Genomic DNA, 11,866 nt, shown 5'->3' with positions numbered 1-11,866 from the left:
GCCTAAACTTAGAACATTCGTCATTAACAGTAGTTTTATATTAACATGTCATCCGAGAAAGTCTCTTGCTTAATTATCGGCTCCGGCCCTGCCGGTTACACAGCCGCCATATATGCATCCCGCGCGGGGTTGAATCCTGTACTTTACCAAGGTGCCCAGCCGGGTGGCCAGCTGACGATCACCACAGAAGTCGATAACTATCCGGGCTACCCCGATGGCATTACCGGCCCCGAAATGATGATCAATTTCGAAAAACAGGCCAGACGTTTCGGTACTGACATCCGTTACGGCATGGCTACTTCGGTTGATTTTACCGGATACCCTCATAAAGTGATCATCGACAACAAGCATGAGATCATCGCCGACGCGGTCATTATTTCAACAGGCGCTTCTGCCAAATGGCTTGGATTGGAAGGTGAAGAACGTTTGAACGGACGCGGCGTATCGGCCTGCGCGGTTTGTGACGGATTCTTCTTCCGCGGCCAGGACGTGGTGGTGGTAGGTGCCGGCGACACAGCTGCCGAAGAAGCCAGTTATCTGGCCAAACTTTGCCGCAAAGTATACCTGCTCGTTCGCCGCGACGAAATGCGCGCATCGAAGATCATGCAGAAACGATTGGAAACTTTGCCTAATATTGAAATCCTCTGGAACACCGAAACCGTGAAACTGAACGGCGAGGAAGGCCTCGAATCGGTATTGGTTAAAAATAATAAAACGGGCGAGGAGCAACTTTTAGAAGCAACCGGTTTCTTTGTTGCGATTGGCCACAAACCCAACACGGATATTTTCAAAGGTTATGTCAATATGGACGAAACCGGATATATCCAGACCATCAAAGGAAGCTCCTGCACCAACATCAAAGGCGTATTTGCCTGTGGTGATGCCCAGGACAATGTTTACCGCCAGGCGATCACCGCTGCGGGAACAGGCTGTATGGCTGCGCTGGATGCTGAGCGATTCCTGGTAGAGCGGGAAGTGGACGTTATTATCGAAGAAGAAACAGCTTAATCAATCGCACAACCCCTAAAAGGATCAGACTACGCTGAATAATAAGCACCAGCGTGGTCTGACTTGGTATTATACTTATGAAAGTAAAGCTTATTGTCTGTTTGCTAATGGCCGTGTGTCTGATCTCCTGGAACACGCAAGCGCAAGAGCGAGGAAAATTCCGAAGAAACCCCAAGATTAACCAGTCGGGCAACAATGCCAACGAGGGCCCGACCACCAAAGCTACGCCTCAGCCCGAGGACGAATACGAGGTAGAAACCTCCAACCTGAAATTCCAAAGCCAGTTCGAGCCGGTCAAGCCGCTGAACCCCGTCGTGAATGAAGATACCACCACCATTGACGAAGGGGAAACCGAAGTAGTGATCGCCGAAGATTCTGTGCTTGTTGCGGATGAATGGGTAAAGGCCGCTGAATATTACGTGATCTGGGACGCCCGCACCATTAACCCCTACGGACTCAAAGCAGAAGATTTCGACGAGCCGGTAGATCTCAAATTATACGATCAGGCGGCCAACCGCATGTGGTCCGCTCCCATGGAACGTACTCCGGTAACATCCCACTTCGCCTACCGCTGGGGCCGCTGGCACAATGGGACCGACCTCGATCTGGAAACGGGCGACTCGGTAAGGAGCACGTATGACGGTATGGTTCGGATCGTTGCCTGGGACGGCAGCGGATACGGCCGTTTTGTGGTGGTAAGACATTATAACGGGTTGGAAACATTGTACGGCCACCTTTCCAAACAAATGGTAGAGTCGGGTCAGCTGGTAAAAGCCGGCGAAGTAATCGGTTTGGGAGGAAACACCGGTCGGAGCTCAGGGTCACATTTGCATTACGAAAACCGCTACGAAGGTAACCCGTTCGATCCCGAGCATATCTTCGACTGGCCAAATGCAGCTATTAAATCTGACCACTTTCTGCTTACGGCAGCCGCCTGGAGCCACATCCGTGGCAAATCGGCCAAGAGCGAATTTGAAGCAGGTGACGCGCCAAAGGCCTATTCCCGCTCCATTTTGCACAAAGTACGCTCGGGGGATACGCTGGGCTCAATCGCTTCACGTTACGGCGTAAGTATATCATCCATTGCCCGTAAAAACCGTATGTCGACTCGCAGCACATTGCGGATCGGACAGAAATTGCGCATTAAATAATCCGAATCTATCATGAAATTAGATATCCTTGCCATCACAGCCCACCCCGACGATGTAGAGCTGTGCTGCGCCGGCACATTACTCGCGCAAATCGCACTGGGTAAAAAAGTAGGTATTGTTGACCTGACAAGAGGCGAACTAGGCACCCGCGGCACACCCGAGGGCCGCATTCAGGAAGGCATCGAAGCCGCCCGCATTCTCGGTGTGGAAGTCCGCGAAAACGTGGGCCTGGCCGACGGCTTCTTCAAAAACGACGAAGCACACCAGAAAGCGATCATCCCGTTCATCCGCAAATACCGCCCCGAGATCGTGATCACCAACGCGGTTCACGACCGCCATCCCGATCATGGCCGCGGCGGGGCGCTGGTGGCCGAAGCCAGCTTCTATTCCGGCTTGCGCATGATCAAAACTTATGATGAGCAGGGAAACGAGCAGGAAGCATGGCGTCCTAAACAGGTATTCCATTCTATCCAGGACCGGTACATCACGCCCGATTTCATCGTCGACATCACCGATTTTCACGACAAAAAGATCGAGGCTGTGAAGGCATTTAAAAGCCAATTCCATGTGCCCGAATACAAAAGTGAAGGTGAGCCGCAGAGCTACATTTCATCTCCCGAGTTCCTGGAATTCATCATCGCACGCGCACAAGAGATGGGCCATGCGATCGGTGTGAAATACGGCGAAGGCTTCACCACCGCCCGCAAGCTCGGCGTACGCGACTTGTCGGTGTTCATCTGACCGGCGTTGTGATACTTTTGTTATAAAATTCGGGGAATTTGTTTGACCTACGCGAGCGTTTTAATCGTATATCTTGAAAAAACAGATCATAAACGCATGAAAAACTTCATTATGGCTGCGATCGCCGGAGTTTTTGCCCTTACGCTGCAAAATTGCTATGGACAATCCTCTGCCGACCAGAGCAAACCGGCCGCAAAAGCACCCGAATATTCGCATACCGAAACGGCCCCCGTCAGAAAAAGTAATGACGACTGGCAGAAGATCCTTTCGCCGGAAGTGTACCGCGTAGCCCGCCTGAAAGGCACCGAGCGGCCATTCACAAGTGAGTACGAGCATTCAAAAGAGATTGGCACCTTCTACTGCGCCGTTTGCGGTAATCCTCTTTTCAAAAGCGACGCCAAATATGAGAGCGGCTGCGGCTGGCCGAGCTTTTTTGAACCGATCAGCAAGAAATCCATTGTGGAAGCTGCGGACAACAGCCTCGGCATGCACCGCATCGAAGTGATGTGCGGCCGCTGTAAGTCGCACCTGGGGCACGTTTTCGACGATGGCCCGCCTCCTACCGGCCTGCGGTACTGCATCAACGGTGTGGTACTGGATTTTGAAAAAGCGAAAACCGCCGAAAAGAAATTCAATAGTAAAAAGAAAGCGGAAAGCGGCAGCTAGTACCACCGCTTAGGATCAATGAGTAAAAGGGACATCCCTCGGATGCCGGGCCAAATGGCTCGCATTCAGGAGGAATGTCCCTTTTACTTTTTAGCCCGAAAATCTTTTTTCACACTCTTTGTTTTATAATTTGTTCCAATTCTAAATAATCTATATGTTTGCCAAAGATTTATAATTAATCTAAATAAACCATCTGGTTACATCCCTAACAAAAACGCCTACTGGATAAATGCTACACTACAATTTCAAGTTGCGGGCCATATTGTTCGCCTCTGTCGCTGTATTCGGACTTGTTTCGTGCTCAGATGACGATGAGCCTACGCCTCCCGCGCAGCAAGACCTTCGCGCCAAGATCGACTACGCGAAGGTGACGCCCACTACACCTTATAAAAGCCTTTTTATTGACGCCAAAGGTGACACCACTGCCGATTTGAAATCGGGCACCGACCGTTACCGGATGTTTCAGGCATTGAATTATTACCTGGGCAGCGCAGTTCGCGACTCGGCTACACTGGATGCTGCGGTAATGAAAAATATGTTTGCGAATACAGGTAACCCGTTCAAGGATATTAAATCCGGAGCTGTCTTGGTAAACGGTGCAGACCTGAATGCATCTGGCGTTCAGCTTCGCAATGTGACCGCTTCATCAAGGGCGTCGGCAGAAGCGGAAGCAAACCGTGCAGCACTTGATGGCTATTTCGGCGAAATGGCAGAAGCCAGCAAGTCGGTGAAAGTGAAAGCAGCAAAAGGCGTGGCAGGGAAGCTGGGTAATTACCTGGTAACCGCAAGAGGTATTGAAATGGCCCAGATTATTCAAAAAGGCCTCATCGGCGCGTTGCAGCTTGACTATATCGGTAATGTATTGTTAGACAAAGGGTTGGAAGCCGACAACAAAACACTGGTTTCAGGTAAAAAATACACCGCGCTGGAACACAATTGGGACGAGGCTTTTGGTTTGCTTACGCCAAACCCAATTCTCCTCGAAGGCGCTAATATGTCAGAAAAAGGAGCCAAAGCAACTGAGCAGTTTCTGGGGTCTTACCTTTGGGAATACAATAGAGAGGTTTCTTCAAAAATCCATACTGCCTTTCTCAAAGGCAGAGTTGCGATTGTCAACAATGACAAGACTGAGCTGAAAACGCAGGCTACTTTAATCCGCACCGAATTAGAGAAAGCTGTCGCGAAAGCTGCCGTAGGTTACCTGGATAAATGGAAAAAAGGTACGGACGACCCTGCGCGTGCACATGCGATCGGTGAAGGCCTTGGCTTCATTTACTCATTGCGATTCTGTACCATCAACGGTGCCGACGCCACCTTCTCTGACGCCATTCTTAAAGGCCTGATCGATCCGGTGGCTTCACCAAACGGCTTCTGGGATCTGACCAATGACAAAATTAACGCGGCGTCCGACGCCATTAATGCGAAATTCAAGCTGTAAGAGCACATATTACCTCTATTCAAGTGGGTGGATCGGCATTTAGCCTGTCCACCATTTGTCGTTTTAAATCTAACCTCTGATAAATGAAAAAGTACTTCGCGCTCCTGCTGACAACGCTTTTCCTGGGCTGCTCGGGTGGAAGCGATAAGCCTGATCCGCAGCCTACGGACGATGGGAAAGACCGATCGGTAATACTCAAAGCCCTGGCCGAAAACATTGTTATTCCCTCATATGATCAGTTCAAAACAAAATTCGATCTGATGACAGCAAAGTCCAAAGCATTTACGGCCAAACCTGATGCTCAGACTTTGGCAGAATTCCGCAGTGCATGGGCCGATGCATACGTAGCGTGGGAGCGCGTAGAGTTGTTCGACTTCGGTCCGGGAGAAAAACAAACGATCCGGAATTTCTTCAACATCTATCCTGCCAGCGAGGCGGGGATTGCTGCCAACATAGCTGATCCAACATCGAGCCTGGAAGTGCCCGCTTCCTATGCTACCCAGGGCTTCCCTGCGCTCGATTACCTCATCAATGGCCTGGGCACCGGCGATACCGCGATTCTTGCACAGTACACCACCGACAAAGACGCTGCGAAAAGACTCGCGTACATTACCCGCGTGATCACACGCATGGAATCGCTGCTGGGCAAGGTGATCGGCGACTGGAAGGGCGAGTACCTCAATACGTTTATCAGCAAAACCGGCCTCGACATCGGCTCTTCGACCTCGCTGATGGTCAATGGTACGGTGCTGCATTATGAGCGGTACATCCGCTCAGGTAAGTTCGGGATTCCCTCGGGTGCAATGGCCACAGGCATTCCTGCGCCCGAAAAAGTGGAGGCATTTTATAAAAAAGATATTTCCAAAACGTTGGCTCAAACAGCACACAAAGCCTACGTCGATTTCTTCAATGGGAGACACGCCGTGACAGGTGAAGCCGGCCCAGGCCTTAAAACCTACCTGGATGCATTGGGCGCAAAAGACAGCAGTACGGGCAAACTGCTCAGCGAGAGTATCAACGCCCAATTTCAGGCCGCAACCATCAAGCTCGACGCATTGAAACCGAACTTGTACGAAGAGGTTAAAAACAATAACCAGGCCATGAAGGACACCTACACCGAAATGCAAAAGGCTGTACGGATGCTGAAAGTGGACATGACCTCGGCCATGAGCATTACCATTACCTATACCGACAACGACGGGGACTAGTTGAACACTATGCGGGCATATCTGCAAAAATATACCTCGGCGGCTCCCCTGGCAGTATTCAGGGCCATTTTCGGGTTGATGCTGCTGATCAGCACAGGCCGCTTTGTCGCTTTGGGATGGGTCAGGGAGTTGTATATCACCCCGCGGTTCTTTTTCCCCTTTTATGGCTTCGGGTTTGTCAAGCCGCTCGGCGAATGGACTTACCTCCTATTCGCGATCTGCGGCATTTCGGCGTTACTTGTTGCCGTCGGTTGGTACTACCGGCTGGCGTCCATGGCGCTTTTCATAAGTTTCACCTACATCGAGCTCATAGACAAAAGCACCTATCTGAATCACTACTATTTTGTGAGCCTGATTTGTTTTATGCTCATTTTTCTGCCGGCAAATACGGTTTTTTCAGTAGATGCAGGCCGGAATGCGGCATTACGCGCAGGCCAAATCCCAGCCTGGTGCGTCGACAGCATTCGTGTGATCGTTTGCATGCTGTACTTCTACGCAGGCATCGCCAAACTCAACAGCGACTGGCTCTTGGAAGCGTTACCCATGAAAATATGGTTACCGGCCAAAAATGATACGCCCATCATCGGCTCATTGTTCAACCATTTGGAAACGGCTTACATTTTCAGCTGGATCGGTTGCGTGTATGATTTGGGCGTTGGCTTCCTGCTCTGGAACCGCCGGACCAGACGATTTGCTTACGCGTCGGTTGTAGTGTTTCATTTGCTCACGTCGCTGCTCTTCCCGATCGGTATGTTCCCCTACATCATGATTGTTACTGCCCTCGTATTTTTCCCGGCTGCATTTCACCAAAAGCTGATCAGCTATGCGGGGCGCCTGCTCAGGTTACCAGCGGTCGTTACCAAACCGGCGGGGCATTACCGGTTCCCAACACTAATTCAACCGGCGGTACACGTAGTTTTTGCAGTATTTTTTGTATTCCAAATCGTTTTCCCGTTCCGGTACCTGCTCTACCCGGGCGAGCTCTTCTGGACTGAGGAAGGTTACCGTTTTTCGTGGAGGGTTATGCTGATGGAGAAAGCGGGATATACCCAATTTACAATTACGGATGCCAATGGAAAGCGACAAACCGTCAATAACAATGATTTTCTCACGCGTTTGCAGGAAAAAATGATGTCGACACAGCCCGATATGATCCTTCAATACGCACACATGCTGCGCGACTATTACGCGGCGCACGGCTTCACTCACCCGCAGGTGTACGTGGATTCGTACGTAGCCCTGAACGGCCGCACAGGTAAACCATTGATCGCACCCGACGTGGATTTGGCACAACAAAACGATTCGTTCCGACACAAGTCCTGGATTACCCCATTTGAAAATGAAATTAAAGGTCTTTAAACTCTTACCCCTCCTGCTGCTGATCGGCAGTCTTTCCGTAGCTCAAACAAAGCTGTCGGGCCGCATTTTTTCCAAATCCGACTCCTCGGCCATCAGAGGCTGCACTATTTTTCTGAACGAAAACCTGACCGCCATCACCGATCAGGAAGGCAACTTCATTTTCACATCGGTACCCAATGGTAATTATACACTCCAAACGACGCTGTCAGGCTACCGCATCGAGAAGAAGCATTTCAATGCCCGAGGCAAAGACCTGCATTTCGACCTTTACCTGACCTCTTCCGAGCAAAACCTGGAAGAATTGACTGTCAAGGAGAAAACGGCCGATTTCGGTTTCTCGCGGTTACGCGGCGTGGAGAGCATGGGAATTTATGAAGGCAAAAAGTCGGAAGTGATCTCCCCCGAGCAGCTGGTTGCCAATTTATCGACCAACAATGCACGGCAGGTTTACTCGCGTGTAGCAGGGCTGAATATCTGGGAAAACGAAGGCGGGGGCTTACAGCTCAATATCGGCGGCCGCGGCCTGGACCCGAACCGGACGGCCAATTTCAATGTGCGGCAGAACGGTCACGACATCAGCGCTGATGCCCTGGGTTATCCCGAAAGCTACTATACCCCTCCTATCGAGGCGGTCGGTAAGATCCAGATCGTGCGCGGCGCAGCCTCGCTGCAATATGGTACGCAGTTCGGCGGATTGATCAATTTTGTCATGAAAAAACCAGTTCAGGATCGCAAGATCGAGGTGGTAGCGCGGCAGAGCGTGGGTTCATTTGGGTTCTACAATACGTTTACCAGTGCCAGCGGGACTGTCGGCAAGTTGAGCTACTACACCTTTTTCCAGTACAAAAGAGCCGACGGCTGGCGTGCGAACTCGCGGTTCAACAACTATACTTTTTATACCGACCTGGACTACAAGCTTTCGGATAAAACCACAATCGGCCTTGATATCACACACATGCATTACCTCGCCAAGCAGCCCGGCGGACTTTCAGACGCTATGTTTGCGGACAAACCTCGCCAGACCAACCGCGAACGCAACTGGTTCAACGTCAACTGGAATATGGCAGCGGTGCATTTCGACCACCGTTTTAATGCGGGCAACGAGTTCAACCTCCGCATTTTCGGACTGGCCGCCAACCGCTATTCGCTTGGTTTCCGCCCCAACCGGGTGGCGACCATCGACGACAATGGCGAGCGCGATCTGATCAAAGGTGATTTCACCAACTGGGGAGCCGAAGCCCGCTATCTTAAAAGGTATTCTTTTGCCAAGAAAATGTCGGTATTGCTGCTCGGCGGGCGCTATTATTATGGCTATAACCACAACTTGCAGGGATTGGGCAGCAAGGGGAAGGACGCAGATTTTACATTCGTAGAGCCCGACAGGTTCATCACCTACGACTACCGCTTCCCGAACCAAAATGTAGCCCTTTTTGCAGAAAATATCTTTTATCTCACTGACAAGCTCTCGATCACGCCGGGCTTGCGTTTTGAATACATTAAAACCACCGCGGACGGCTATTACGGCAACATCGCCCGCGACCTTGCGGGTAATGTGATCAACATCTCGCGGACCGACGAGTACCGCACCAACGGCCGCCATTTCCTGCTTGCAGGCATTGGTATCGGCTACAAGCCTGTCGAAAAAGTGGAGCTTTACGGCAACATATCTCAAAATTACCGCTCGATTACGTTCAGCGATATGCGCATAGCCAACCCATCCTCGGTCATCGACCCGAACTTGAAGGATGAGAAAGGCTATTCGATTGACCTGGGCGTGCGCAGCCATCAAACCTCGCTGTTTAATTACGACGTGAGCCTTTTTTACCTCAATTATGACAATCGTATCGGCGAAGTGCAGTTTTATGATGAAAGCAACCGCGTGCTGCGGCTGAGAAGTAACGTCGGCCAGGCGATTATCATGGGTATTGAATCTTACGCGGAAGCTGATTTCCTCAGGCTCGCAAGGCCTGAACAGGCAGATTGGAGTGGCGTGCTCTTCGGGAATGTCGCATTTATTAAATCCGAGTACAAACACAGCGAGATCCCGGGTGTTCAGGGAAATCAGGTAGAATTTGTCCCTAAAATCAACCTGAAAACCGGCCTACGGCTGGGTTACAAAAAGTTGAAAGGCTCGTTCCAACTTACACACCTTACCGACCAGTATTCCGAAGCAACCAATGCGGTAGACGGCGGAGTATCATCGGTGGTGGGGCTTATTCCTGCTTACAAAATCATGGACGTGAGCTTGTCCTACGAATGGAAACGGTTCCGCGTGGAAGGCAGCATCAACAACCTGGCCAACGAAATGTATTTTACCCGCCGGGCGACAGGCTATCCCGGTCCGGGTATCCTGCCATCCGATGGGCGGGGCTTTTACCTGACATTGCAGGTTAAAATTTAAACTTAGGCAACCGGCGCTGAGTGCAGCGCAATGCGGTTTCCCTCTGAATCGATAAACGCGGCCATGTAGCCGTATTCGGGGCTGATCTGTGTTTTGGGAACCATTACCCTGCCACCAGCATCGGCTACGCGGTCCAGCACGATTTGGACATCCGGATTTGCGTTCAGGTAAATTAATGGTCCTTCTGTGGCGGAAGGCTTATGGAACCCACCACTGTATACGAGCGCCCCGCCTACCCCGGCTGCCGGGTTGTCGATCGGGAACATACGCATTTTAAGGTTGGGCGTGTCGAGCGGAAAGAGCTTAATCTGAAAAATCGACTCGTAGAAAGCGGTAGCGCGATCCAGGTCGGTGGTTGGTATTTCAAACCAGCTGATAGCATTGTCCATAGATGTCCGATGTTTAGGGATTAGAATGGCAATGTAGTTAATCCCGGCGGTATTTTCCTAACAGAATACCCAGATGAAAACCCATTACCGCGCTAGGATGAAATTCGCTTTCATTCGGGTGAATGCGTTGCCAACTGTCGTAAATGCCTTTGATATCCGAGTCGGGTATGCCTGATGAATGCGAAGTGGTGGCAATATTACGGAACCCGATACCGGTAAAAACATCGAAAACAAACCGGCCCGGGGTTATAAACTGCCAGCCAAAACGGGCATGCCCGGCCACAACGTCTTTGTCGACCCTCACGTCCTGGTTCTGAAAAAAACTGCACGGGCCCCAGGGCGAATCGTACTCCCTGCCCGCCCACTGGCTTTCGCGGTAGACCACTTTTTTATATAGGACCTCAGGCCCGGCGTAGGCGCGCATCCTTCGTTTCTCGACAAAATACCACCTCAAATGCGTCCGGCTTTTGAAGGTTTCCTTATCCGGCCGCCGGGTATTATCGTGATACCAGCCATTGAAAGAAGAATTTCCATAGCCCAGATCCTGCTGTATCGCAAAATCGCCTTTCCCCAGGGGCACTTCCACCCCGAATTGAATGGTATTATCCAGATCAAACATGGGCAGGGGCGAGTACTTGACGATTACATGCCGTTTGGCAGTTTCTACATCAAACTGAGCCAGGCAGGCGCAAAACGAACATAAGAATATCGAAATGGTAAACAGGCTGGTTCTCATAGCACAGGAATCTTGCTAAGAAATTCCAGACTGTCCGAATCGTCGTATTTGTATTGATAAAGACCTTCTTTACCGGTGACGATCAGCTGGTTGTTCCTCACGATCACATCGTAGGCCGGAACCTGTTGGAAGAAGTGCTTTTGAATAGGCACCTTAGGATCGCTGATATCCATCATCCGAAAGCCCCTGTCGCCTTCACATACAAACAGTTTATTGCCTGACACACCCAATCCGTATGGCGAATCCATCCGGTGGCTACCTGCTAATTGCGGCTTGGCCGGGTCGCTGATATCGACCACATCCAACGAACTGAAAGCGGTGCCCGTCCGGCAGGTTACACCCGCGCGCAACGTCACATAAGCGTAACGCCCCTGCACGACCACCGGATCGCAGGAAAATACGTGCGTGTATTTAGACAACAATACAGGAGCATTCGGCTTGGTATTGTCATAAATGTACATGCCGTCCATTGCACCGATGAACAGGTTTTTCTGGTAAGGAAAAATCGTTTCGATGCCAAAGCCCATATTTTGGGTTTCTGTCTTGGTAGGATTTGCTGCATCATTAATATCGTATACTTCGAGCGATTGTTTTGAGACGATATACAACGTGTTGCCGGTAATAGCGAAGCGCGCCATCGAGCCGCCCGCTCCCGTTTGAGGGCTGGGTCCGGAATCGGCCTTCTCGCCATCGCAGGCATTCAACAGCAGCATCAGGCCGATCGCCGCAAGCCCGAGGAATAAAAGAGGTATCAACTTTTTCATAGCTA

General features: G+C 50.9%; 11 protein-coding genes. 8 read left to right on the top strand and 3 right to left on the bottom strand.

Annotation, left to right across the window (positions count from 1 at the left end; translation table 11 throughout):
• Window positions 1-45: 45 nt before the first annotated feature.
• The 8 genes from trxB to ACQ4MZ_RS13810 all read left to right on the top strand — a co-directional run bounded on the left by trxB (window position 46) and on the right by ACQ4MZ_RS13810 (window position 9,972).
• Complete coding sequence (gene trxB / locus ACQ4MZ_RS13845) at window positions 46-1,008, top strand: thioredoxin-disulfide reductase (RefSeq protein WP_430845664.1); 963 nt, start codon at window positions 46-48, stop codon at window positions 1,006-1,008.
• A 77-nt stretch (window positions 1,009-1,085) separates the two neighbouring features.
• On the top strand, window positions 1,086-2,159 hold the full coding sequence (locus ACQ4MZ_RS13840) for a peptidoglycan DD-metalloendopeptidase family protein (RefSeq protein WP_430845663.1): 1,074 nt from the start codon (window positions 1,086-1,088) through the stop codon (window positions 2,157-2,159).
• Between the two features lie 12 nt (window positions 2,160-2,171).
• Entirely contained in the window at window positions 2,172-2,900 is a 729-nt protein-coding gene (gene bshB1, locus ACQ4MZ_RS13835; protein WP_430845662.1) for a bacillithiol biosynthesis deacetylase BshB1, read from the top strand.
• Between the two features lie 96 nt (window positions 2,901-2,996).
• Window positions 2,997-3,566, top strand: a complete 570-nt coding sequence (gene msrB, locus ACQ4MZ_RS13830) for a peptide-methionine (R)-S-oxide reductase MsrB (RefSeq protein WP_430845661.1) — start codon at window positions 2,997-2,999, stop codon at window positions 3,564-3,566.
• A gap of 229 nt (window positions 3,567-3,795) precedes the next feature.
• On the top strand, window positions 3,796-5,004 hold the full coding sequence (locus ACQ4MZ_RS13825; protein WP_430845660.1) for a DUF4856 domain-containing protein: 1,209 nt from the start codon (window positions 3,796-3,798) through the stop codon (window positions 5,002-5,004).
• A gap of 83 nt (window positions 5,005-5,087) precedes the next feature.
• Complete coding sequence (locus tag ACQ4MZ_RS13820) at window positions 5,088-6,212, top strand: imelysin family protein (protein WP_430845659.1); 1,125 nt, start codon at window positions 5,088-5,090, stop codon at window positions 6,210-6,212.
• A 9-nt stretch (window positions 6,213-6,221) separates the two neighbouring features.
• Window positions 6,222-7,571, top strand: coding sequence for an HTTM domain-containing protein (locus ACQ4MZ_RS13815; RefSeq protein ID WP_430845658.1), 1,350 nt, complete (start codon window positions 6,222-6,224; stop codon window positions 7,569-7,571).
• Window positions 7,552-9,972, top strand: coding sequence for a TonB-dependent receptor domain-containing protein (locus ACQ4MZ_RS13810; RefSeq protein WP_430845657.1), 2,421 nt, complete (start codon window positions 7,552-7,554; stop codon window positions 9,970-9,972). The genes ACQ4MZ_RS13815 and ACQ4MZ_RS13810 overlap by 20 nt, the downstream gene beginning before the upstream one ends.
• Window positions 9,973-9,974: 2 nt before the next feature.
• Here the strand turns inward: ACQ4MZ_RS13810 and ACQ4MZ_RS13805 are convergent, their stop codons facing one another.
• Genes ACQ4MZ_RS13805 through ACQ4MZ_RS13795 form a run of 3 tightly spaced genes read right to left on the bottom strand, consistent with a single transcriptional unit; the run spans window position 9,975 to window position 11,861 of the window.
• The gene (locus tag ACQ4MZ_RS13805; RefSeq protein ID WP_430845656.1) at window positions 9,975-10,361 is read right to left on the bottom strand and encodes a VOC family protein; all 387 of its coding nucleotides are present in this window, start codon (window positions 10,359-10,361) and stop codon (window positions 9,975-9,977) included.
• Window positions 10,362-10,398: 37 nt separating this feature from the next.
• Window positions 10,399-11,097, bottom strand: coding sequence for a hypothetical protein (locus ACQ4MZ_RS13800; protein WP_430845655.1), 699 nt, complete (start codon window positions 11,095-11,097; stop codon window positions 10,399-10,401).
• A complete protein-coding gene (locus ACQ4MZ_RS13795; RefSeq protein ID WP_430845654.1) occupies window positions 11,094-11,861 on the bottom strand; it encodes an LVIVD repeat-containing protein in 768 nt (255 codons plus the stop codon). Before ACQ4MZ_RS13795 ends, ACQ4MZ_RS13800 begins: the two co-directional genes overlap by 4 nt.
• Window positions 11,862-11,866 lie beyond the last annotated feature (5 nt).

Origin of the sequence: Dyadobacter sp. BHUBP1 (assembly GCF_050587785.1) — a bacterium.
GTDB lineage: Bacteria > Bacteroidota > Bacteroidia > Cytophagales > Spirosomataceae > Dyadobacter.
The sequence above is the reverse complement of the archived record's forward strand: the minus strand, read 5'-3'. Positions and strand labels throughout refer to the sequence as shown.